The sequence below is a fragment of the Rhodococcus sp. BH5 genome, assembly GCF_027583855.1.
GTDB lineage: Bacteria > Actinomycetota > Actinomycetes > Mycobacteriales > Mycobacteriaceae > Rhodococcus_F > Rhodococcus_F qingshengii.
Genome location: NZ_JAJHVW010000001.1, coordinates 1,239,156 through 1,261,952, shown reverse-complemented (window position 1 = coordinate 1,261,952; position 22,797 = coordinate 1,239,156). Strand labels below are relative to the sequence as shown.

At 63.0% G+C, this 22,797-nt stretch carries 22 protein-coding genes; 13 read left to right on the top strand and 9 right to left on the bottom strand.

Translation table 11 applies throughout. The annotated features are described in order from the left end of the window. Nucleotides 1-69: 69 nt before the first annotated feature. The 3 genes from RhoBH5_RS05815 to RhoBH5_RS05805 are packed head-to-tail and all read left to right on the top strand — an operon-like array spanning nucleotide 70 to nucleotide 3,510. A complete protein-coding gene (locus RhoBH5_RS05815) occupies nucleotides 70-1,350 on the top strand; it encodes an ATP-binding protein (RefSeq protein ID WP_037125680.1) in 1,281 nt (426 codons plus the stop codon). Next, on the top strand, nucleotides 1,347-2,006 hold the full coding sequence (locus RhoBH5_RS05810; protein WP_003940972.1) for a response regulator: 660 nt from the start codon (nucleotides 1,347-1,349) through the stop codon (nucleotides 2,004-2,006). Before RhoBH5_RS05815 ends, RhoBH5_RS05810 begins: the two co-directional genes overlap by 4 nt. 49 nt (nucleotides 2,007-2,055) lie before the next feature. After that, nucleotides 2,056-3,510, top strand: coding sequence for an MFS transporter (locus RhoBH5_RS05805; RefSeq protein ID WP_270008030.1), 1,455 nt, complete (start codon nucleotides 2,056-2,058; stop codon nucleotides 3,508-3,510). Here RhoBH5_RS05805 and RhoBH5_RS05800 read toward each other — a convergent pair. The 6 genes from RhoBH5_RS05800 to RhoBH5_RS05775 form a co-directional block, all read right to left on the bottom strand. Beyond that, nucleotides 3,507-4,715, bottom strand: coding sequence for an MFS transporter (locus RhoBH5_RS05800; protein WP_083057657.1), 1,209 nt, complete (start codon nucleotides 4,713-4,715; stop codon nucleotides 3,507-3,509). The two genes, RhoBH5_RS05805 and RhoBH5_RS05800, sit on opposite strands and share 4 nt — an antisense overlap. 189 nt (nucleotides 4,716-4,904) lie before the next feature. Further along, nucleotides 4,905-6,299: a sensor histidine kinase gene (locus RhoBH5_RS05795; protein WP_270008029.1), complete on the bottom strand. Its 1,395-nt coding sequence runs from the start codon at nucleotides 6,297-6,299 to the stop codon at nucleotides 4,905-4,907. Further along, complete coding sequence (locus RhoBH5_RS05790; RefSeq protein WP_058039028.1) at nucleotides 6,296-6,994, bottom strand: response regulator transcription factor; 699 nt, start codon at nucleotides 6,992-6,994, stop codon at nucleotides 6,296-6,298. The genes RhoBH5_RS05795 and RhoBH5_RS05790 overlap by 4 nt, the downstream gene beginning before the upstream one ends. Nucleotides 6,995-7,069: 75 nt before the next feature. Next, nucleotides 7,070-7,711: a phosphatase PAP2 family protein gene (locus tag RhoBH5_RS05785; RefSeq protein WP_003940956.1), complete on the bottom strand. Its 642-nt coding sequence runs from the start codon at nucleotides 7,709-7,711 to the stop codon at nucleotides 7,070-7,072. 2 nt (nucleotides 7,712-7,713) lie between these two features. Next, nucleotides 7,714-8,298 carry a M15 family metallopeptidase gene (locus RhoBH5_RS05780; RefSeq protein WP_003940687.1) on the bottom strand — a complete coding sequence of 195 codons (585 nt, stop codon included), beginning with the start codon at nucleotides 8,296-8,298 and terminating at the stop codon, nucleotides 7,714-7,716. Between the two features lie 110 nt (nucleotides 8,299-8,408). After that, on the bottom strand, nucleotides 8,409-9,086 hold the full coding sequence (locus RhoBH5_RS05775) for a winged helix-turn-helix transcriptional regulator (protein ID WP_003940889.1): 678 nt from the start codon (nucleotides 9,084-9,086) through the stop codon (nucleotides 8,409-8,411). A 135-nt stretch (nucleotides 9,087-9,221) separates the two neighbouring features. On the opposite strand from RhoBH5_RS05775, the gene RhoBH5_RS05770 reads away from it, so the two are divergent. Next, nucleotides 9,222-10,058, top strand: coding sequence for a class I SAM-dependent methyltransferase (locus RhoBH5_RS05770; protein ID WP_047270192.1), 837 nt, complete (start codon nucleotides 9,222-9,224; stop codon nucleotides 10,056-10,058). Further along, a complete protein-coding gene (locus RhoBH5_RS05765) occupies nucleotides 10,055-11,446 on the top strand; it encodes an FAD-binding oxidoreductase (RefSeq protein WP_047270191.1) in 1,392 nt (463 codons plus the stop codon). Before RhoBH5_RS05770 ends, RhoBH5_RS05765 begins: the two co-directional genes overlap by 4 nt. Before the next feature lie 9 nt (nucleotides 11,447-11,455). Here RhoBH5_RS05765 and RhoBH5_RS05760 read toward each other — a convergent pair whose 3' ends face one another. Continuing rightward, nucleotides 11,456-12,655 carry a serine/threonine-protein kinase gene (locus tag RhoBH5_RS05760; protein ID WP_003940952.1) on the bottom strand — a complete coding sequence of 400 codons (1,200 nt, stop codon included), beginning with the start codon at nucleotides 12,653-12,655 and terminating at the stop codon, nucleotides 11,456-11,458. A gap of 227 nt (nucleotides 12,656-12,882) precedes the next feature. Between RhoBH5_RS05760 and RhoBH5_RS05755 the strand changes: the two genes are divergently transcribed. From RhoBH5_RS05755 to RhoBH5_RS05725, 7 genes are all read left to right on the top strand, one after another. Beyond that, a complete protein-coding gene (locus RhoBH5_RS05755) occupies nucleotides 12,883-13,743 on the top strand; it encodes a hypothetical protein (protein ID WP_047270228.1) in 861 nt (286 codons plus the stop codon). Further along, nucleotides 13,740-15,293: a DNA polymerase Y family protein gene (locus tag RhoBH5_RS05750; RefSeq protein ID WP_047270190.1), complete on the top strand. Its 1,554-nt coding sequence runs from the start codon at nucleotides 13,740-13,742 to the stop codon at nucleotides 15,291-15,293. Before RhoBH5_RS05755 ends, RhoBH5_RS05750 begins: the two co-directional genes overlap by 4 nt. A 165-nt stretch (nucleotides 15,294-15,458) precedes the next feature. Beyond that, nucleotides 15,459-16,304, top strand: coding sequence for an alpha/beta hydrolase (locus tag RhoBH5_RS05745; RefSeq protein ID WP_070162768.1), 846 nt, complete (start codon nucleotides 15,459-15,461; stop codon nucleotides 16,302-16,304). Beyond that, on the top strand, nucleotides 16,291-17,046 hold the full coding sequence (locus RhoBH5_RS05740) for an alpha/beta fold hydrolase (RefSeq protein WP_030535116.1): 756 nt from the start codon (nucleotides 16,291-16,293) through the stop codon (nucleotides 17,044-17,046). Before RhoBH5_RS05745 ends, RhoBH5_RS05740 begins: the two co-directional genes overlap by 14 nt. Before the next feature lie 67 nt (nucleotides 17,047-17,113). Beyond that, nucleotides 17,114-17,455, top strand: a complete 342-nt coding sequence (locus RhoBH5_RS05735) for a DUF6292 family protein (RefSeq protein ID WP_042923438.1) — start codon at nucleotides 17,114-17,116, stop codon at nucleotides 17,453-17,455. A gap of 45 nt (nucleotides 17,456-17,500) precedes the next feature. Continuing rightward, a complete protein-coding gene (locus RhoBH5_RS05730; RefSeq protein WP_270008028.1) occupies nucleotides 17,501-19,138 on the top strand; it encodes a sulfatase-like hydrolase/transferase in 1,638 nt (545 codons plus the stop codon). A gap of 87 nt (nucleotides 19,139-19,225) precedes the next feature. After that, the gene (locus tag RhoBH5_RS05725) at nucleotides 19,226-20,182 is read left to right on the top strand and encodes a R2-like ligand-binding oxidase (RefSeq protein ID WP_003940790.1); all 957 of its coding nucleotides are present in this window, start codon (nucleotides 19,226-19,228) and stop codon (nucleotides 20,180-20,182) included. A 9-nt stretch (nucleotides 20,183-20,191) separates the two neighbouring features. Here RhoBH5_RS05725 and RhoBH5_RS05720 read toward each other — a convergent pair whose 3' ends face one another. Next, a complete protein-coding gene (locus tag RhoBH5_RS05720; protein WP_007727481.1) occupies nucleotides 20,192-20,830 on the bottom strand; it encodes an HD domain-containing protein in 639 nt (212 codons plus the stop codon). A gap of 125 nt (nucleotides 20,831-20,955) precedes the next feature. Between RhoBH5_RS05720 and RhoBH5_RS05715 the strand changes: the two genes are divergently transcribed. Next, nucleotides 20,956-21,912: a GlxA family transcriptional regulator gene (locus RhoBH5_RS05715; RefSeq protein ID WP_270008027.1), complete on the top strand. Its 957-nt coding sequence runs from the start codon at nucleotides 20,956-20,958 to the stop codon at nucleotides 21,910-21,912. Here RhoBH5_RS05715 and RhoBH5_RS05710 read toward each other — a convergent pair. Then, on the bottom strand, nucleotides 21,897-22,742 hold the full coding sequence (locus RhoBH5_RS05710) for an alpha/beta hydrolase (protein ID WP_003940761.1): 846 nt from the start codon (nucleotides 22,740-22,742) through the stop codon (nucleotides 21,897-21,899). The genes RhoBH5_RS05715 and RhoBH5_RS05710 overlap by 16 nt on opposite strands. Nucleotides 22,743-22,797: the final 55 nt, after the last annotated feature.

Sequence of the window (22,797 nt, the reverse complement as noted above, 5' to 3'; positions counted from 1 at the left end):
GTGAGCGGTCCCGCTCCCGGGTTCACGGGAGGCCCGCCCGTCAACGGGGTACCGGTGCATGCCGTACCCATGAAGAAGGGTGTGCCCATTCCGGGCGGTGTTCCATTGCGAAAGCTGGAGCGGCGCTCCGGCGGTCGCATCGTCGCCGGTGTTGCAGGCGGTATCGCCGATCATCTCGGGATCGACGTCCTGAAGGTTCGAGTCGCCTTCGCGATTCTGGCGGCGATGGCCGGATCCGGCATAGTGATTTACGGCGCCCTCTGGATCTTCACCTCAGCCGGCACGGACACCCAGAAGCCGTCCGCGGCCGAGCGGCAGCGGGCGTACGGCTTGATCGCACTCGGATTGGGCGGCGCAGCCGCGTTGTCCTGGCTGTTCAGCGGCACGGCGGGTTCGGTGCTCGCACCGTTCTTCGTCGTCGCGATCGGTGCCGCTTTGGTGTGGCGCGAGTTCGACTCCGACGGTCCCCGGACCGTCATCGGCTTGCCGCAGCGGCCTACCGTTCTCACGTGGGCGCGGGTGGTCGGGGGAGCGACCTTGATCATCTTGGGTCTCGGCGTCGTCGTCCTCGCTCAGGTCGACCTCGAAGCACTGCGCTCGTCCCTGCTGGCCGTGGTGGTGACGCTGATCGGTGTCGGTTTGTTGACGGTGCCGCTGTGGCTGCGGATGTGGCGGGCTCTCGGCGCCGAGCGTGCGGCCCGAATTCGCAACGACGAACGTGAAGAGATCGCCTCGCATCTGCACGACTCCGTACTTCAGACGTTGGCGCTGATTCAGAAGCAGTCCGACAATCCGCAAGAGGTGGCGCGCCTGGCCCGTGGTCAGGAACGCGAGCTGCGCAAGTGGTTGTTCAGCGGCGGGGATATCGACCACACGAGCCTGACCGAAGGTCTGAAGATCATCGCCGGTGAAGTGGAGGACCAGCATGGCGTCACGGTCCGCCCCGTCACGGTCGGCGACGTACAACTCGAAGGCGAAGGCGTCGAGAACGGTCTGCCCAAGGAAGCGTTCACCGCGCTCCTCGGTGCGACGCGTGAAGCTCTCGTGAACTCGGCAAAGCACTCGGGGGAGAAGGAAATCAATCTTTTCGCCGAGGTCGAGGGCGACCAGGTCAGTGTGTTCGTTCGTGATCGCGGAGTTGGATTCGACGTCAATGCGGTGCCGGAGGACCGTCAGGGTTTGGCCAAGTCGATTCGTGGTCGCATCGAGCGACGGGGTGGCCGCGTCGTGGTTCGATCCGACATCGGAAAGGGCACCGAGATCCGCGTGCACATGCCGCTCGGTGACTCTGCTCTAAAGTGGGACCAGACTGCTGACCGTGTCGACAACCCCGAGGAACAGCCCCAGTGACTTCGCTTGCGCCGCCCCCGTACCGCGTATTTCTTGTCGACGATCATGCAGTGTTCCGCTCCGGGGTGAGGGCGGAACTCTCGCGCGAGGCAGACATGGACGTAGTCGGTGAAGCCGGTGGCGTCGCTGAGGCGATCGCGGGTATCAACTCGACGAAACCGCATGTCGTTCTGCTCGATGTCCACATGCCTGACGGTGGTGGAGTGGCAGTTCTGCGCGGAATCGATTCCGGCCCGGTGTGCTTGGCGCTCAGCGTTTCCGATGCGGCCGAGGACGTGATCGCGGTGATCCGAGGCGGTGCGCGCGGGTACGTGACCAAGACGATCTCGGGATCCGAGCTGGCCGAGGGTGTACGACGCGTTGCCGGTGGTGACGCAGTGTTCGGGCCTCGCCTGGCAGGCTTCGTACTGGACTCCTTCACCGGGCGTTCCAATGCACCCGAGCCGCAACTCGATCCGGAACTCGACTCGCTGACTCCGCGAGAACTCGAAGTGCTCAGATTGCTGGCACGTGGGTACACCTACCGTGAAATCGCCGAGGACCTGGTGATTTCCGTGAAGACGGTCGAGACTCACGCATCGAACGTCCTGCGAAAGACTCAGCAGTCCAATCGCAATGCGTTGACGCGTTGGGCACATCGTCGCCAGATCGACTGAATTCCCGCGCGCTCTTTCGCGATTGCGTGTGAAGGCGCACCATGGACCGATGACGGAACCACTGGCGCTCGCGTCGAAGCGTGGGCGTTGGGTTGTCGCCGCCACCGTTCTCGGCTCGAGCATGGCTCTCCTCGACGGCACCGTCGTCAACATTGCTCTTCCTCACATCGGTGAAGAACTGGGTTCCGGTGTCGCCGGACTGCAGTGGACGCTCAGCGGTTACACCTTGGCCTTGGCGTCGCTGATTCTGCTCGGGGGAGCGCTCGGTGATCGTTGGGGTCGGCGACGGGTATTCGTGTGGGGGACGGTCTGGTTCGCGGTCGCGTCGTTGCTCTGCGGAATTGCACCGGACATCACGTTTCTGGTGATTGCACGAATCCTGCAGGGAGTGGGAGCTGCGCTCTTGACACCTGGCAGCCTTGCCATCATCTCCGCGTCACTTCGTGAGGAGGACCGCGGCGCGGCCATCGGATTGTGGTCGGGTTTAGGTGGTGTTGCCGGCGCCATCGGACCGCTTTTCGGTGGTTGGCTGGTGGAAGTGGCGGGATGGCGATCGGTATTCCTGCTCAATATCCCGCTGGCGATCGTCGTGGTGTGGGCAGCGGTGCGCCATGTACCGGAGAGCCGCGACCCGCATCCGCCCGAGCACCTGGACGTGGTCGGATCTGCCTGCGCAGTAGTCGGTCTCGGCGCACTGACGTACGGGCTGATCGAGGTCAACCCGATAGTCGGGCTGTTCGGAGTGATTGCGCTCTGCCTGTTCGTCGTGGTGGAACGACGCTCACCGAGTGCCCTTGTGCCGCCGTCCCTGTTCCGCTCGCGGATGTTCGTCGCGGCCAATCTGGTGACCCTTGCGGTCTATGCGGCGCTGGGCGGTGTGTTCTTCCTGCTCGTGCTGCAACTGCAATTGGTTGCCGGGTACTCGCCGGTGGCTGCCGGCGTCGCAACGGTACCGATCACCTTGGCATTGCTGCTGTTGTCTTCGCGCGCGGGCAGTTACGCGCAGACGCACGGACCGCGGTTGCCGATGACGGTCGGGCCCGCCGTTGCCGCGGTGGGGTTGGTGTTGATGACGCGGATCGGCCCGGATGCGTCGTACCTGACCGTCGTGCTGCCGGGAGTTCTTGTGTTCGGGCTCGGCCTGGCGGTGATGGTCGCGCCGTTGACCGCCGCGGTGCTTGGTTCGGTACCGGTGGAGCAGTCCGGAATCGCATCCGGTGTGAACAATGCCGTTGCTCGCACGAGCCAACTTCTTGCCGTCGCGGCCTTGCCTGCCCTCGTGGGTATCGACGCCGAAAGTCTGGTCGATCCGACGAGTTTCTCCGACGGGTTCCGGTACGCGATGTACATCTGTGTGGCACTGCTGTTGGTCGGTGCAGCGATCGCCGCGACGCTGATCCGCACTCCGACAGTAGAGCCTGTTCAGGAAGCGGATTCGGTTGCCTGCAAGCCGCATTGTGATCTGACGGGACCTGCAGTGCAACCGAATCCGATGAGGGACTAGACGCTGATGTCGCGATCGCGGCTGGGCACCAAGGGAATTGCTGCGGCGGGAAATGCCGCGACTATCGCGAAGGCGAGCGGGTAGCCGACCGCGCCGATCAGCGCACCGACCACCGGGCCCACTGCTGACGCGGCAATGAACTGCCCGGTGTTCTGTGCGCCCAATGCTTTTCCTTGCCATTTCGGCCCGGCAGCTTCGGCCACGGAAGTGAATGCCAAACCGTTGTCGGCGACGCTGATAGTGGTTGCCAGCAGCAGGATCAAGGCGGGAACGCCCCAAGGCGCTGCGCCGGCTGCCGCCATTGCCAACATGACCGCAGACGCGGAGACGGCAACCAACCGCAGCGGGCCTACTCTGCTTCCGGCGCGATCACTCCAGATGCCGACAACGATGCGTCCGAGTGCACCCACGAACTGGGAGATCCCGATCAGGAGCCCAGCGGGCGCAGCGTCCCATCCTTGCTCGCTGATCAGCCAGACCAGACCGAATGTCGAGAGGGTGAACTGCGGAAACACCAGCAGTGCCGAGACGACGTGAATGCGCCATAGGAACCAGTTCGAGCGATAAGGATTTACCGTTTCGACCGGGATGTCTGTGGGCCGCGCCGCCGGCCGCGGGGGATTGATCAATGCGACGGCGCAGATCAGGGCGAGAACGCCGTTGAGAGCTACCGACAGTCCGACGGCCGAACCGATTCCTACGTTCGCAGCGAGAGTCGGGATGGTCAGCGACGCGATGGTCACGCCCAGGGGCTGTGACATCTGCCGGATTCCCATCGCGAGGCCGCGCCGATCCTTGGGAAACCAGCCGACCACAACACGTCCACTGGCAGCATTGGTGCTCGCCGCAGCCATTCCGCCCAGCAGAAATGCGATCCCGAGGAGGGTGTAGTTGTCGGTGGTGGTCGCGGCCAGCGCGGCGATCGCCGTCAGGCCGAGCCCGATGGAGATGACCCATTTCTCGCCGAATCTGTCAGCCATGGCTCCCCACGCCACCAGCGTGAGAACCATGCCGAAAGTGGGTGCAGCGGCCAGAGTTCCGGCCTGCGTCAACGAGAGGCCGTGCGCGGAATGCAGCAGCGGGATCAAAAAGGCGGGGGTGCTGACGAAGACAGTGCCTGCGGCCTGGGCTGCGACGCCGATTCCGAGCATCGTCCACGCCTTCGGGGAGACGGCCGTCTTTTCCAGCCGCGACGCCTGCGTCATGGTGCCCCTCCGATCTCTGCGCTGTTCGACGATGCCGACGCTACTCCCGTGGTTTCACATGTTGAAACCAGAATCCCATTATTTGGTTAAACGCGGACGGTTCAGGGTGCGAAGTGCCCATCCCTTTTCGAGCGAACGGTACGACGATCGCCTTGGGTGCGCCGAAAGGTACGTTCGCTCGGGAAGGGGTCAGCGACGGGGCAGGCGAACCGTGAAGACCGTGCGACCATCCACCTGGTCGACGCCGATGGTGCCGCCGTGCAGGTGCACGTTCTCGACGGCGAGCGAGAGTCCGAGTCCGCTGCCCTCGCTGCGTCCGCGCGCGGTGTCGACCTTGTAGAACCGCCGAAAGATCGCCTGCCGGTCTTCGGGTGAGATGCCGGGGCCGTGGTCGACGACGGTGATGACGGAGAAACCGGATTCGACGCTCAACTCGACGCGAACCGGGGGCGCTCCGTGGCGCAGTGCATTGCCGACGAGGTTGGCGACGACAATGTCGATCCGACGCGAATCGACTCTGGCGCTGACACTTTCGGGTGCGCGCAGTTCGACGGTGTCGGTCCATCCGCGGCTCTCGAGTGTGCGCTCGGTCAATTCGACGAGGTCGACGTCGTCGAGGACGAGGTGCGCTTGCTGAGAGTCGTGGCGAGACATTTCGATGAGGTCTTCGACAAGTCGAGTGAGCTTGCCGATCTCACTGCTCACGATGCGCGCGGCAGCGGCGGCGTCGGGCGGAAGATTGGGGATCTCTTCACGGAGGATCTCACTGACCGGCACCAGTGCTGCGAGCGGCGTCCGGAGCTCGTGGGAGACGTCTGCGACAAACCTTCTCGACTGCTCTTCCGATTCTTCCAGACCGTGGATGACCGCTTCGTTGCGAGCGACCATGTTGTTGAACGTTGTTGTGACCTGGGCGAGTTCGGCTACTCCGTCTTCGGGGAGTCGGACGCTGAGGTCGCCGTCGGCAGCACGGGCGGCCGCCTTGTCCAGGCGTTTGAGCGGACGGACAAGCGTCGACGCGATCCACAGCCCGAGTAGTCCGCTCACCAACACACCGGCGGCGAGGGTGAGGCCGACAGCTCGAAGCAGGTCGTCGAACTTGTCCTGCACTCCTACCAGCGGCCGGATGGTGACGGCTTTGACCAATGTCTCGTTGTCGTAGCTGTCGTCCGCGCTCATGTCCACGACATTGACGGACATTCCCAACATGATGCGCTGGGAGTCGAGCCTCTCGAAACGGATCAGCTTCGGACTGTCCAAACCTTCGTCGAAGCTGGGCGGAATGGTCGCCGCATCCACGGATCCTTGACGGATGACTTCGCCGTCGACGATCAGCGTCATGTCGGACTGGAAGATCTGTTGGAGGTTGGCAGGCGTCAACTCGTCTACCGGTGTTCCGTTGACGTATTGCAGTTCGTCGCGAAATTGTGCGGTCGCGACATCCTGAGCGTTGGAATAGATCCACGACCGCGCCATGAACGAGACGACACCCGCGGTTGCCCCGGCGATGATCACGACGATTGCGATGAACACAAGCACGAGCCTGGTTCGCAGACCGTCGACCTGAAGCCAGGTCGGTTTCATCGGGCTGGGCTGGTGTTGAAGCGATACCCGAACCCGCGCACCGTTTCGATGACGGTCGGTGCGGCCGGGTCGTCCTCGATCTTTCCGCGCAGCCGCTGCACTGCTGCATCGACGATTCTGGAATCACCCAGATACTCCTGGTCCCAGGCTGCGGACAACAACTGTCGGCGGCTCAGGACCTGTCCGGGGTTCTCGGTCAGCGCCAGGATCAGTCGGAGTTCGGTCGGGGTGAGGGTCAGCAGCATCCCGGCCTTGCGGACCTGCAGCGACGACCGATCCAATTCCAGGTCGCCGAACGTCTCTGCACCCGGCGTCGCATCCGGGCGCGTCGTTGCCGGTGCCGAGCGCCGCACGACGGCTTTGATACGAGCGTCGAGGACGCGCGGACTGGCCGGTTTGACGACGTAGTCGTCGGCACCGGCTTCCAGGCCGGCGACGGTGTCGATGTCGTCGGATCGAGCGGTCAGAATGATGATCGGGATCGAACTTCGTGTGCGGATACGTCGGCAGATCTCGTAACCGTCGGCACCCGGCAGCCCGAGGTCGAGTAGGACGAGGTCCGTGGCACCCAGGGCGTCGTCGAAATCACCGTTACCGTCGGGGCGATGGCTGACGTCGTGCCCGAGTCGGTTCAGTCCCAACGTGATTGCCTCGGCCACGGCTGGATCGTCTTCTATGAAAAGAATGCTCACCATGAGCTCACCTTGGACTCGCCATGATCAGGGGCCTTCTGCGGTCGGAGAAATCTCGGTCAGCCAAGGGTACAGGGGTCACACTCGCGAGAGTCGCTCGTTGCCTGAGTCTGCCAGCACCGCATGCCGGGCGACGCTGGTGTTCAAGGGAAATGCCGACACAGCGAGGGTGTAGCAGCCGACGAGCAGTAGTGCACCGATCACGTCGCTCGGGCGGTGCCATTGCAGCACGACTACCGAGATCGCGGTTCCGATGGTGATCAGCGCACCGTTGACCGCAACGACCGCCCGCCACCTCGAGGGCGTGACGATCACGATCGCGCAGACCAGAGCAGCTATGGCCGTCAAAGTGCCGCTGGGGAAGGAATTGTGCATCACCAGACCGTTCAGGTCCGGTCGATTCAGCGATTGTTTGAGAACCCAGGCTGTCGTGATGGGGCCGAGGGTCACGACGACGACGCGTAAGGCTAGCGCAATCGGGTTGTTGCGCAATGTGATCATGAGCGCCACGAGCACTCCTCCCACTATCAGTATCGGGGTGACGAGGCCGATGAACTCGGCGGAGAACACGCTGAGGCGTTCGGAGGTGGCCGCGCCCACCATGAGTTGTTGGTCGACGATCTGACCACCGGTGGTGTTGACCGCCAATTCGAATTCGACGACTCCGAGGATCAAGACTGCCAGTGCGGCAATCAGTCTCGCTGGTTTGACTCGTGTCATGATCAGCCTTCCGCTCTCTCGTCCGAGGGGTTGCTCAGTTGTGGCGGGCATTCCCCGCCAGGAGTGGTTGCCAATTCGAAATGCCACATCTCGTTGGCGTAGGTCTGGCAGAGGCCGTAATCGCTGCCGTGCTGAATGAGCCAGTCGTCGGCGTCGGTCGGTCCGATGTCGACGGCCTGTCCACTGACATGCTTGGACAGGCTCGGCGAGTGCACCCACTTGGACGCTTCGTCCACGCTGCCGTACTTGACGACGGCTTCGTCGAACAGTCGCTGTTGGTATGCCGCGGACCGCCAACCCGACGTGACGTGCATGTCCACGCCGGATGCCTGTGCGTCGGCCGCTGCCGACTGGAGCGCCGCGAGCAGTGCGGAATCGAGACGGGCAAGCGCGGGCACATGAGTGTCCTGCAAGCTGATGCCGTCCTCGATCTCGCCGCCTGAGGGTCCTGAATCAGGCTGAGTGGCAAGGTAGTTACCGCTCTTCGGTTGTGCTTCTTCTGTGTACGAGCAGGAGCTGAGCGCGACCGCACCGAGCACGACTGCACCGAGTGCGACGAAGCGGATGATTCCGCGGTGGCTGGGCATACAACAGAGACTTCTCGGTCAGTGTCACCGGCAGGTGGTCACCGTTCGTCGACGGTGTCACGGTCTGCAACAGCTCTGTAACAGGACGGAACGGGGCTGGTGAGCGCGCGCTACGCGGGGCGCGGGATCGACGCGAAAGTCGACAGCTCGAACCACGAAGGCAAGCTACGACGCAACGCAGTAGGCCCAGAGATGGTGACGTCACCGGACCGTATGGCGTCCGACCAGGTCAGGTTACCTCGCCAGATCTCGGTCATCTGTCGCAAGCCCGCAGAGACCGACACTGCAACGTCGAAACCCGGATCGATATCGCACATGTCCACCTCCCCGGAATTGATGACGAGCCACCAGTTCCGCGAATGTCCACGTACTCCGGAGAATGCGAAGTGCACCACGGTCTTGCCTTCAGGCACCACGGAATGATCCACGCGGCGATGCATGTCCCACAGCAGCAGTTTCGGATCCAGATCTTCGTCGCCCAGTTCACCGATCCACCTGGTACCCCAGATGCCGAGAGCTTCGACCACAGGGCGCAGTTCACGGCCGGCGTCGGTCAGACGATAGCTGACGACACAGTCGGTTTCTTCTCGCTCCACGATGCCGGCGACCGCGAGTTGGTGAAGCCGGGTCGAGAGCAGAGTCGGTGACATTCGCGGGAGCCCGCGGCGGAGATCGTTGAAATGTTCGCTTCCCATGATCAGTTCGCGGAGGAGAAGCAGTGTCCACCGCTCGTCGAGTAGCTCCATCGCCTTGGCGACGGGGCAGAACTGGTGGTACGAGGACCCCATCTCTCGATCGTAGGCCTCCGGGGTGCTCCGGTACAGATTTCGTACTGGAGAGGAGTGAACCGTCGTCGTAGCGTCGGAGTAACGGCATGAACGCTGTCGGGCTCCGAGTACGAAAATTATTGAAGGAGAACGGTAATGAGTGAATCAACGGGGACTCTCGGGTTGGACCGGGAGCTGAAGGCCAAGCACCGGGCAATGTGGGGGCTCGGTAACTATCCGGCGGTGGCGACGCAGGTCATCGCGGAACTCGGACCTGTATTGGTGCGTGAATGCGGCGTGCAGAAAGGAGATCGGGTGCTCGACGTCGCGGCGGGGTCCGGCAACGCCGCCATTCCGGCGGCTGCGCTGGGTGCGCAGGTGATCGCCACCGACCTGGCTCCCGAACTGTTCGTGGCAGGACGGGAGGCCGCGGCACTCGCGGGTGTCGAACTCGATTGGCAGGAGGCCGACGCCGAGGCTCTTCCGTTCGGCGACAACGAGTTCGACGTAGTGCTCTCGTGCGTCGGTGTGATGTTTGCCCCGCATCATCGGCGCGCCGCGGACGAACTTTTGCGAGTATGCCGACCCGGCGGAAAGATCGGAGTGCTGAGTTGGACTCCGACGGGGTTCATCGGCGAGATGTTCAAAACGATGAAGCCGTATGCACCGCCCCCGCCTCCTGGTTCGCAGCCGGCGCCTTTGTGGGGCGACGAGAACCATGTTCGTGATCTGCTCGGCGATGTTGCCGCAAGGAAAGACGTACTTCGTGTGGACACATTCAGCGGGCCGGAAGATTTCCGCGATTTCTTCAAGAAGAATTACGGCCCGACCATCGCGGTGTACCGGAACATCGCCGGCGATCCTGACCGCACACAGGCGCTCGATCGCGATCTGCTCGAGTTGGCAAAGAAGTACGGCAGCGGAAGCGAGCCGTTCGTGATGGAGTGGGAATACCTGCTTCTCACCGCGACACCCGACGAGGGCGGTGCATGATGACGACGGTCGAGTTCGCGCCACTGAAATCGGCGATCACGGGTTCTGTGTTCAGCCCCCGAGATCCGGAGTACGACGACGCCAGGTCGATCTGGAACGGGCAGATCGATCATCGTCCGGCGGTGATCGCCAGGTGCCGGTCGGCGTCGGATGTATCTGTGGCACTTGCATTTGCCAGAGCCCATTCGTTGGAGGTTTCGGTCAGAGGTGGTGGGCATTCCTACCGAGGTACCTCGGTGTGTGAAGGCGGTGTGATGATCGATCTCAGTGCGATCAACGTAGTCAGTGTCGCCCCGTCCGCGAAGCGAGCCAGGGTCGGTGGTGGTGCGACGATTGCCGACCTCGACGCCGCGACGCAGGAACACGGATTGGCAGTGACCGGTGGAGTGATCAGTGATACCGGCGTCGGTGGCCTGACCCTCGGCGGCGGCATGGGGTGGTTGACGCGCACGCTCGGCCTGGCGATCGACAATCTGGTGTCGGCAGAGGTGGTGCTCGCCGACGGTTCGATCGTGCGGGCCTCCGAGAACGATCACAGCGACTTGTTCTGGGCGCTGCGCGGCGGCGGCGGAAACTTCGGAGTGGTCACCGAGTTCGAGTACCGTCTGAGCGAGATCGGTCCGGAAGTGCATCTGGGACTGTTCTTCTGGGGGATGGAGGACGGACCCGCAGCGCTTCGTCTGTGCCGCGAAGTGGTGCCTGCCCTGCCGAGAAATGCCGGAGCGATGGTTGCCGTCGGTTTGTCCGCGCCTCCGGCACCGTTTGTTCCGGATCAGTTTCACCTGCTGCCCGGATACGCGTTGCTGGTAGCCGGTTTCGGATCGGAAGAGGAACACTCGAACGCGATTGCGCCGATTCGAGAGGGCGTGCCGACGCTGTTCGAGTTCGTCACCCCGCTCCCGTACATCGGTTTACAGTCGATGCTCGACGAATCGGAACCATGGGGTGCATACGCCTATGAGAAGGCCTTGGACCTGGTGGATTTCTCCGACGCCGTGATCGATGTTCTGACCGAGCAAGCGGGCAAGAAATCGTCGCCGATGTCCTTCATGCCGATCTTTCCGCTGCAGGGAGCTTTCACCTCCGTCGGCGAGGACGACACTGCGTTCGGTGGTTCTCGCACACCACATTACGTGTGCAACATGACGGCTACGGCCACCGATGCCGGGACACTGGAATTGGATCGATCGTGGGTGCGTGAGACCTGGGAAGCCTTGCGTCCGTTCTCGTCCAATCAAGGCGGGTACGTCAACTTCATGACCGATGTCGACGAGGACCGAGTGCGAGCGTCCTACGGTGCGGCGAAGTACGCGCGATTGTCCGCCGTCAAGGCGAAGTACGACCCGGACAACGTGTTTCACCTCAACGCAAACATTCTGCCCGCGTAGAGCGTCCGGTCAGGCCGTGAATACCAGGATGACGACGATCAGTGCGGCCAAGATGATGACGGCAACCATGCCTGTCATGGCGAGGGGAGCCCAGGCCACTACCTTGTCGCGGGTGCTGGCATCGGCGGGGCCGGTCGGTATCCGCGGCGGCCAGGAGAACATGTCCATGGGGCTGGGGACGTTCCGCAGTGGCGTGTTCTGTTGCACTGCAGGCAGTCCGGTGATCGTGGAGCCGGTCAGGCGATTGCGGCGGTGTGGGTCGGCGAGTTGTGTGGTGCGGTGAGCCCACGCCGGCACGGCGCCTTCGGACGAGTAGACGGGAGCGTCGATCAACTGCTCGATCGTGCCACCGCCCGTCGCGGCTGCAGCGAGCGCGTCGCGTGCCTGCGCCATCGTCGGCCGACGGGTGGGGTCCGGCTCGAGGAGCTGAAGGAGAACGTCGGTGAGCGGTCCGGACTTGGTGGGTCGGTAGATCTCGGCCTTGGCGACACGATGCAGTAGAGCGATGGCGTCCGAGTCGATGCCGAAGGGCGGTTGACCCTCGATCACCGTGTAGAGCGTCGACCCGAGTGAGAAGACGTCACTGGCCTCGGTGGGATCGTCGCCGCGGGCAACTTCGGGTGCAAAGTACGCGGGAGTGCCGGTGATGACCTCGTCCTGGGTGTCGGATACGTCGCTCTTTGCGCGGGCGATGCCGAAGTCACTGATCTTGACGGTGCCGAGAGACTTGCCTCGGTCGGCGATCAGGATGTTGCCGGGCTTGATGTCGCGGTGGACGATGCCGGCGGCGTGCGCCTCGGTGAGTGCCGCAGCGATCTGCGCGCCGATCTGCGCGACCTCCAGCGGTGGCAACGTGTCGGCCAGGTTCATCGCCTGGGCGAGGCTGCGGGCGGGGAAGTACTCCATGACCAACCACGGTTCACCGGACTCGATCGCGACGTCGTACATGGCGATGGAGTGGGGGTGGGTGAGCTTTGCGGCGTTCCTGCCTTCGCGCAATGTACGTTCACGGACCTCTTCGGCCGTTTCGGTGTCGAGGCCTTCCGTGCTTGTGACCTGTTTCACCGCGACGTCACGGCTGAGGAGGGTGTCGCGGGCCAGCCAGACGGCGCCCATGCCTCCGTCGCCGATCTTGGAGCGGAGTCGGTACCGCCCCGCCAGCAGGTATTCGGGCCCGATGCCCCTCCCGGTCTGCTCCTGAGCTGTCACATCTCAAGGTTAATGGATTGATGCCACTGTGACGCTCGAGGCTCCTGTGAACTGGGTTTTTTGCTCTGCTTGACGTGTCGGGGGTGACACGGTTTACTGAAAACAGTTCGAAAATATGTTCGAAATTGCTGTTCGTTGGATGCATGTCAGACCCGACTTCCCCGCGGTTTGCCGGCTGGTTATGGATTGCTGCCGAGTGAGTTTTTCCGGTGTTCCGGAGGATGGGGATGACCGAGGTGACCGAGTTGGTGGAGCTGTCGGCAGATGCGGCGGGGTTGTCCCGTCAGGATCGGCTGGCACAGCTCCGCCGACAGATCGCGTCCATTCCCTCTCGCGGCGATACGTCGTTTTCGGGACCGAGTGTTTCCGTGGCTGGTGTTTCCGGGACAAGTGCAGCAGCCTTCGAGAGTGTTGCCGACCGGGACATACCGGTCGTGAACCGCGCGCACAAGGCTGGTGTTCTCCCAGTGCCGGAAGGTATCGGGGCATTGCTACCGCAGGGCGGTTTGGTGCGCGGAACCGTGGTGTCCGTCGAGGGCGCTGCTTCCTTGCTCTTGGGATTGGTCGCGTCCGTGACGGCGTCCGGGGGGCATGTGGCAGTCATCGGGCAACCTCGACTGGGATTGCTGGCGGCGTACGAGATGGGTGCGCAACTGGAACGTCTGGCGCTCATTCCGGCGCCTGGGCCGGATCCGGTCGAGATCGCTGCTGTGCTGCTCGACGGTATGGATCTGGTGATTCTGGGATTGGCGGGTGCGTCGGTATCCCCGTCGCGTGCGCGAGCGGTGGTGGCGCGCGCCCGGAGCAAGGGCTCGACTCTTGTTGTCACCGAAGGTCACTGGGACGGGGCCGAAGTTCGGTTGGACGCTCGGGTTCATGGTTACGGTGGGTTCGGTCAGGGCCGTGAGTTGGGGCGTGGTCGGCTCAGTTCCCTGAGCCTCGCGGTTCGTGCTCGGGGGCGCTCGTTCCAGCCCCGGACCACGCGTCTGGACATCTGCAGTGCAGCCGGGCGGGTCGAGTGGGTACCTTCCCGGCCGGTCGAGGCCGTGTCGGAGCAGGTGGTGTCGTCGCGGGTGGTGTCACTGTGAGCAGAGTTCTGGCGTTGTGGTGCCCGGACTGGCCGGCGGTGGCAGCGGCAGCGCTTGCCGATCTTCCTGCCACGCATCCTGTCGCAGTCACCTCGGGTAATCGGGTGATCGCATGTTCGGCGACGGCCCGCGCGGAGGGAGTGCGACGAGGCCTGCGCCGACGCGAGTCGCAGGCCCGCTGCCCGGAACTGTATGTGGCGATGGCAGATCCGGAACGCGACGCCAGATTGTTCGAGCCGGTCGCCGCGGCCATCGATGCGGTGGCACCGGGCGTCGAGGTACTTCGTCCTGGTTTGTTGGTGCTCAGTGCGCGAGGTGTCAGTCGGTACTTCGGTTCGGAGGAAGCCGCGGCGGAACGATTGGTGGATCAGGCATCTGCTGCGGGCGTCGAGAGTCAGGTGGGTGTGGCGGATCAACTGTCCACAGCGGTCATCGCCGCGCGCCGGGCAGCGCTGGTGCCGCCGGGGGAGGGGGCACGGTTTCTGGCGCCGCTACCCATGCCGGAGTTGGCGGCCGAGCCCAGTCTGTCTGCGCCGCATCGCGGGGAGTTGGTGGATCTGCTGCGCAGGCTCGGGATCAGAACCATCGGTGCTTTCGCGGATTTACCGGCAGTGGACGTCGCTTCGCGTTTCGGGGCCGATGCGGTGCTCGCGCATCGTGCGGCGCGCGGTGAACCCGAGCGGCCACCGTCGGCGCGGACGCTTCCGCCGGATCTGGAAGTGGAGCAGCATTACGATCCGTCGATCGAGCGGGTGGATGCCGCAGCGTTTGCCGGGCGCGCCTTGGCGAGTCTCCTGCACGACAAATTGTCGGCTGCCGCAGTGGCGTGCACCCGCCTGTCGATTTCGGCCAGCACGGGCAACGGTGAAAATCTTTCTCGGACTTGGCGTTGCGCCGAACCTCTGACACCGGAGGGAACGGCCGATCGAGTGCGATGGCAACTGGACGGCTGGCTCACCGGGCGCAGTGGGACCCGGCCGACCGCAGGCATAGCGGTGTTGCGTCTGGAACCGGTGGAGGTGGTCAGTGCCGGCGCTTTGCAGTTGGGGCTGTGGGGCGGTGTCGGCGACGAGGAGGAGCGGGCCAGGCGAGCATTGGTGCGCGTGCAAGGTCTTCTGGGCGGCGAATCGGTTCAGGTCGGTGTCCTGAGCGGTGGTCGAGGGCCCTCGGAGCGAATTACCCTGTTGCCCTTGGGTGACGAGCGGGTAGCTGCTCATGATCCGACAGCCCCGTGGCCTGGTCGTCTGCCGCAGCCGTCTCCGGGGTCGATCTTCGTCGACAATCCCAAGGTATGGCTGGAGGATGTGGCCGGCAACGCCGTGTACGTCACTGAGCGCGGTGTCTTCAGCTCGCAGCCGGGAAGGCTGAAGTGGGGGAGCAAGGAATGGGCAGTGCAGGGATGGGCCGGGCCCTGGCCGGTGGACGAGCGATGGTGGGACGCAGCCTCGGCGCGCACGGCCGCGCGGGCTCAGGTGCTGTTGGAGGAATCGCGGGCGTTGCTGATGATCTGTGAAGGCGGTGGATGGTCGGTGGAGGGCGTGTACGAATGAGCTCGTAGGTACAGCCAGCTGTACCGGACATGGTCGAGTCGACTGTACGAACAGTAGGGGCGCTGGCGCCATCGCACCGACGCCATCGGGCGCCTAGCGTTGATGACATTCAAAAACTCACTGTTGCAATGATTCTCGTCGTTGCAACTCTTCGCGAGGAGTGTCATGAAAACGGCGGGTCGAGCTGACGTTTCCGGAACCGATCGACTTCACTACGAGCCGATGGAGCTACGCGACGCACAACTTCTGGCATACGACGAGTCCGGCGAAGGCCGGATCGTGGAGGTGTTCGGCGATGTCGCCACAGCCGAGCACATCATGATCTTCGTGCCGGGCAACGACAACGGACTGGGAAACTACTTCGACGAGAACCGTCCGACAGGACCACGCGCGAGCGGATGGACACTGGGAAGGATGCTCCGAACGCTCGGGCCGAACGACCGCGTCGCGGTGATCGTGTGGGTCGGTTATCGGACGCCGTGGGGATTTCTCGAGTCGTTCTCCCGGACACTTGCAGAACTTGGTGCGATAGATCTGGCGCGGTTGACTCGTATCCTGCCGCGATCGGCGCATGTGACGCTCGTCGGGCACAGCTACGGGGCCGTGGTGTGCGGACTCGCTCTCCCGTCGGCGCGAGTGGACGATTGCGTGGTGCTGGGTAGTCCGGGGATGGGGACCAGTTCGCGCGAAGACCTGTGCTTTGCCGGAAATCTCTGGGCTGCGCTTGGTCCGTCGGACTGGATCCGCTACTTCCCACGCGTGAAGATCGGCCGCATCGGCCACGGCCCGTCTCCAGTTCGGGCGCAGCACGGAGCCATTGTTTTCGGTACCGGAGCCGTTCGAGGGCATTGCGGCTACTTCGCCGATGCAAGCGAGTCGCTGCGAAACATCGCGAGGATCGGACTCGGTCGCTACGACGAGGTCACGCGACCAGGGGAGTTGCAGCCTCGGCTGACCGCGTCAGCAATCCGTGAGGACGGGTCTATCCTGGGAACTCGTGAGTGTCGCTAACGTACGAAGTGCCGGCGGGGTCCAGATCAGCTACCGCGATTCCGGCTCGCATCCCAGTGTGGCCGATCTGCCTCCGGTAGTCCTCGTGCACGGGATGGGCGGCGACAGCGGTACCTGGGACAAGTTCGCGCGGACCTTGCGATCACGCAACCGGCGAGTTGTCTCGGTCGACCTTCGCGGCCACGGCCGGAGCGCTCGTGCGTCGTCGTATCTGTTCGAGGAGTTCGCGGACGACGTCATGGACGTGTGTGATCATCTCGAACTCGAGCAGGTGGATCTGGTCGGCCACTCGCTCGGCGGGCACGCGGCGTCGTTGATCGCGCAGAAACGTCCCACCGCGGTGCGGAAGTTGGTCATCGAGGAAGCGCCGTTACCACTACGTGCGGGTGACCCGGAACAGGTGTTCGCGAGGAAATTGCCGAGTGTCCCAGAACTGTGGCACGCCACAACAAGTTTGGTGCGGCATCCGCGAGCCGCGTTGACGTTCGATCGCTCGATGACGCGGTCCGCGCTCGAGCAGTTCCGCCGACCGGATCCGCAGTGGTGGGATCGGTTGCCGCTCATCGAGGCTGACATGTTGTTCCTGCGTGGAGGTCTGGGCGGGATGGTGGATCCTGTTCGCCTCGACGCTGTTGCAGCCACCGTCGCACGCTGCGAATTGGTCTCTTTCCGTACCGGCCACAGTGTCCACCGCGACGGTCATCGCCAATTCGAATCCGTTGTGTTGCCGTTCATTTCCTGAAAGCGCAATACTCGATCGGTGATGCCACGAACCCATCCGAAACGTGTGTGGCACCGAATGTACTTCCATGCATACCAACGGCAACGACTGGTCCGCACACGAATACGTCGACGCGGTAGCACGATCCGTTCACGGTGAGACAGTTCGATGGCCGCAGGGTCCGAGCACGGATGCGGTGATCGTTCTCCCCGTTCATGCCCGAAACCATCCGGGGAAGAACGCAGTTCTGCTCTGGAATCACGACTTCGGTTGGTCGTGGGGTGTCGAGGAGGCTGATGTGCGAAGGACGATTTCGATAGTCGACACCCTCGGTATCGGCCGGACACCGGATCCGCTGCGCTGTGCGGATCGGGTTATCGAACTGATCAGCGCACGGGCAGTTTGCTCGCGCATGTGTAGCGAAGAGTGATTCGGTCAACTCTGGGGCGACAACGCCTCCGAGAGGACGACGCCCGTGAACCCAGAGAACGTTCCAGCCCCGCATTGTCATTCATTGCCGCGCCGGACGTTCCTCGGTGGCGTCGGTGCCCTTGTCCTCGCGGGAGTGGCAGACGTCGCGGCCGGCGCGGTGAGCGCGGTGCCGGTACAAGCAGCACCTGCCGATCGGTTTCCGCAGAAACCCAACATCGTTGTCATCATCACCGATCAGGAACGCCGGCCGATGTACTGGCCACAAGGCTGGGCTGAACAGAATCTGCCCAACCGCAAGAGGATTGCCGATCACGGGCTGAGTTTCGACCAGGCAGTGTGCAACACCGCGATGTGCTCGCCCAGTCGCAGTACGTTCTTCACCGGCCTCTACCCCGCGCAGCACGGGGTCACCAGAACGCTCACCGAAGGTGGCACTGTCTCACCCACCGAGCCACAGTTGCAGGTCTCCGAACAGAACATGGCAAAGCTGCTGGCGTCGGCCGGCTACAACGTCCAGTACCGGGGGAAATGGCATCTGAGCAAAGGCGTCGAGGGTGGTGATCCGACAAGCGAGGACGTGGCAGGATTCGGCTTCGAGGGGTGGATTCCGCCGGACGCGGGCCAGGACACCAATCCGGATCACTTCGGTGGCGGGTGCGCAGACCATGATCGCCGTGTCGCCGAGGAAGCTGTCGAGTTTCTCTCCGGACCCGCAGTCGCATCCGGACAGCCTTGGGCGCTGATCGTCTCGTTCGTGAACCCGCACGATGTCCTCGCGTACCCCCAGACGTGGAACGCGATGAACGGCACGTGCGACAACTACGGATCGGACGCGCCAGGCGCCTTCGAGCAGGGTATCGACTTGCCGCCCACCTTCGACGAGATCCTGGCGCTCAATCACAAACCGACAGCCCAGGTTCAGTCGGAACTGCTGTTGGCAGCCGGGCTCGGGCCGCTGCTCGGACCCGATCAGGCGCGTAACTACATCAACTTCTACGCCTATATGCACAAGGTGGTCGACGAACACATCGGCAGCGTGCTCGACGCGATCGAAGCCACTCCACAGATGCTCGACGACACGGTGATCGTTCGGATGTCCGATCACGGGGAGATGGGGATGAGCCACGGAGGTTTGCGGCAGAAAGTGTTCAACGCCTACGAGGAAACACTGCGCGTTCCACTGGTCATCAGCAACCCCTTGCTGTTTCCCGAACCCGTTCGCACCGACGCCCTGGCGTCGTTGATCGACGTGATGCCCACTCTCGCCACACTCGCCCAAGCGCCTGCGCGTCAATCGTGGAACTTCCTGGGTACCGATCTGACACCGGTCATCGTCGACGCTGCGGCGTATCCGAAAAGTCCCAGCGCGCAGGTTCAGGACACGATTCTGTTCACCTACGACGATCAGAACTGTGCGACGCCCGACGGTCAGAACATCGTCACGCAGCCCAACCACATTCGGTGCATACGCGAGAGCCGCTGGAAGTACACGATGTACTTCGATCCTGCGGGAGTTGCTGCGCCGCAATACGAACTGTACGACTTACAAGCCGACCCCTTGGAACTGAACAATCTCGCCAATCCGCTCAACATCGGTTCGTATCGGCCGGATCTGGCAGCTCAGATGAACGCCAAGCTCTTCGCAGTGATGGAGACCAAGGGTGTTTCCCTGAAGGAATAGATCGAATTTCGTCAAAACTGATTCACGTTTCAGTTCTGCGGGCATGCTGGTGGGGCATCTGTCTTCGGTTCGGGAAGAAGGAATGTCATGACTGTCACCTCGCCGGGGCGAGAAGGTTTCAGTTCTCTTCGGTCGGGAGGGTTGAACTGGGATTCGTTCCCACTCCGATTGTTCACCAAGGGAAACGCCAAATTCTGGAACCCAACCGACCTCGATTTTTCGCAGGATGCCCGTGACTGGCAGGAGCTGACCAGCGAACAACAGCGCAGCGCCACCTTCCTGTGTGCGCAGTTCATCGCCGGTGAAGAAGCCGTCACCGAAGACATTCAACCGTTCATGAAAGCAATGTCGACCGAGGGACGATTCGGCGACGAGATGTACTTGACGCAGTTCTGTTTCGAGGAAGCCAAGCACACCCAGGTGTTTCGGCTGTGGATGGACGAAGTGGGATTGACCAGTGACCTGCATTCCTACGTCGCTGACAATCCATACTACCGGCAACTGTTCTACGAGGAGCTGCCGTCGTCGCTACGCATTCTCGAGACAGACCCCAGCCCGGTCAACCAGGTGCGTGCCAGCGTCACGTACAACCACGTCATCGAGGGCAGTCTGGCGTTGACGGGTTACTACGCCTGGCAGAAAGTTTGTGCGACGCGCGGAATCCTCCCTGGCATGCAGCAATTGGTGCGAAAGATCGGTGACGACGAACGACGGCACATGGCTTGGGGAACGTTCACCTGCCGAAGGCACGTCGCCGCCGACGATCACAACTGGGACGTCGTTCAGCAGCGGATGGGTGAACTCATGCCCATGGCCCTCGGAATGATCAACTGGGTCAACGATCAATTCGAGGTGCAGCCGTTCGGTTTGGACAATCAGGAGTTCCTCGAGTATGCCGCAGACCGTGCGCAGCGCCGACTTTCGGCGATCGAGTCTGCACGCGGGCGCGACGTCGCCGAGATCGACCTCGACTATTCGCCGGAGACCCTCGAGGAAAAGTTCGGGGCAGAAGATGCCGCTGCGATGAGTGAGGCGGCCAAATGACTGCGAATTCTATTGGGGCCAAGCCGAGTTCTGGATGACCTCGACAAAATCGATGTGCCGAAATCCCGGGACAAAATGTTCGAGTACGTCAGCGTTCACCGTCCCGAACGTGCTTTCGGGACGGTGCTTGAAGCCGTCGGTGAAGGCCTTCAAGATCTGATTCTTGAAATCCGGACGGGGGTGGGCCGCGGTGACGGCGTCGATGTCGGCCTGGTCGAGTTCGCTGTATCCGATTCCGAGTACATCGGTCTCCACACCCGCTGTCACCAAGGCGATTTCGGGCTCCAGCCGCGAGGGGACCTCGGGCGTCGTATGTAGAGCGATGCCTTCCCACACTTTGCGGATGTCGGTTTCGTCGACTTCGTAGCCGGTGAGGAATCGCCGCGCTTCGTCCGCGCTGTCCAATTCGAATCGCGCCGTACTGTCCCGGAATTTCTCGGTGAGCCCCAGGTCGTGAAACATGGCGCCGACGTAGAGCAATTCGGGGTCGGCGTGCAGTCCCAAACGCGCGCCTTGCAGCGATCCGAAGAGGAAGACGCGTCGCGAGTGGTGAAACAGTAACTCGGACGCCGTATCTCGGACGAGTTCGGTGGCGTCGGCAGCCATCTTCGAATCGGGGATTTTCACACCGGCAATGATCGTGTTCATCGGTACCTGCTCTGCTCGTCGCTACTGCGAATTTCTCGGTCTGTCCCAGTGTCGGTCGAGCACGCACGCGGGCGCACCCTGATCTCGGCCATACTGTCCACAGATCAGGACGAAGGGGAGCGATCGTGACCGCAGTGCATCGAGTTGCCGTCCTGGTGTTCGACGGCGTCAAACTGCTCGACGTCGCAGGTCCGAGCGAGGTGTTCGCAGAGGCCAATCGCGGCGGAGCGAACTACGAGTTGGTGATCTGCTCGGTGGGTGGACACGATGTCGACTCGTCGACCGGCATGCGCATTCCGGTCGACTGTGACGTCGCAGATTCCGGTTCCTTCGACACGTTGCTGGTCATGGGTGGCGACGTGTTCCCGTCGATGCCGGTGAGTCCGGAATTGCGTGAGGCAGCGAGCGATCTTGCGAGACGTTCGGGTCGGGTTGCCTCGATCTGTACCGGGACATTCATCCTGGCGGCGAGTGGACTGCTCGATGGACGCCGCGCAACGACGCATTGGCAACACACGGCAACGCTGGCGCGCGCCTATCCGCAGATCACGGTAGTTCCCGACGCCATTTTCATCCAGGACGGCACGGTGTTCTCGTCGGCGGGTGTGACCGCCGGGATCGACCTCGCGCTCGCATTGCTCGAGCGAGATCAGGGTGCAGAAATGGCCCGACGTGTCGCACAGCTTCTGGTGGTATTTCTCCAACGTCCAGGTGGGCAGTCACAGTTCTCGCCGTCGTTGAGCGGGCCGCGGCCCCGGGTGCCCGCGCTTCGCGCAGTGGTCGAGGCGGTGGCCGCCGATCCGGCGGGGGAGTACTCGGTCGACGAACTGGCTGCCCTGGCGCACCTGAGCCCACGGCATCTGACGAGGCTCTTTCGGGAAGAACTCGGTACGACGCCGGCCAAATACGTCGAGTTGATCCGTTTCGACTCCGCGAAAGCGCTCCTCGATGCCGGCCACTCGGTGACCGAAGCCGCGCAATTGGCGGGATTCGGCAGTTCGGAATCCCTACGACGAGCATTTTCGACGCATCTCGGAATCTCGCCGCAGGTGTACCGCCGTCGTTTTCAAGCTTTCGGCTGAGACTGACTTTCGTGCTTGCCTTGCGGCGGGCTCATGCCCTGCTTGTCGAGCCAGGCAAGGCTGTAGTCCGCGATCTCACGCCAGCCGTGGTCGATGGTCAGCGAGTGACCTCGATCGCCGAAGACCTTGTATTCGTTGATCGTCGGGGCCTTGGCGTACTTCTTGAACGAGCTGTCCGAACTGGCCTTCGGGACTGTGCGATCCTTGCCGCCGCCGATCATCAGGAGTGGCCCGCGGCGGGCGTTGAAATCTACTGCAGCGGGGCTGTGGGGCGCGAAGTTGGCGAGTGCTGCCTCGAACAACGGCCGACCAGGGGCGGGAATCGCATACTGCTCGAACAAGGCGTCGGACTCGTCCTTGGACACGGCACTGGCGAAGGACTTGTGGAACGACTCTCTGTTGTGTGAGTACGCCTTCCGGTAGTTCCCGGGGTTGGACAGGACCGGGAAAACACTGCCCAGTTGAACGAGGGGAAGTTTCAACACCCCTTTGGGCTGAGCCGGGTCGATGGCAATTGCCGCGGTCGCCAACTTCTGGCCCAGCAGTTTCTGCGCGATCAAACCTCCGAACGAATGCCCCACCACGATCGGTGGCTCGTCGAGATCGGCTATCACCTTGGCGTAGTGATCCGTCACGTCCTCGATGCCGTGTCCCGCGATGTCTTCCGGGTGTTCACGCGTCTCACCCACGGTCGACGCGTCCCCTGGCCATCCCGGCGCCATTGTGGAGTACCCCTGCGCGCTGAAAACCTGCGCCCAGGGGTCCCAGGTGGTCGGGTGCATCCAAAGTCCGTGGATGAACAGAACAGTCGGGTTGGATTTGGGCGACATGCGCGCTCCCCGCTATCGGACCGATGATCGATACGGAATGCCCGCTTTTTACAAC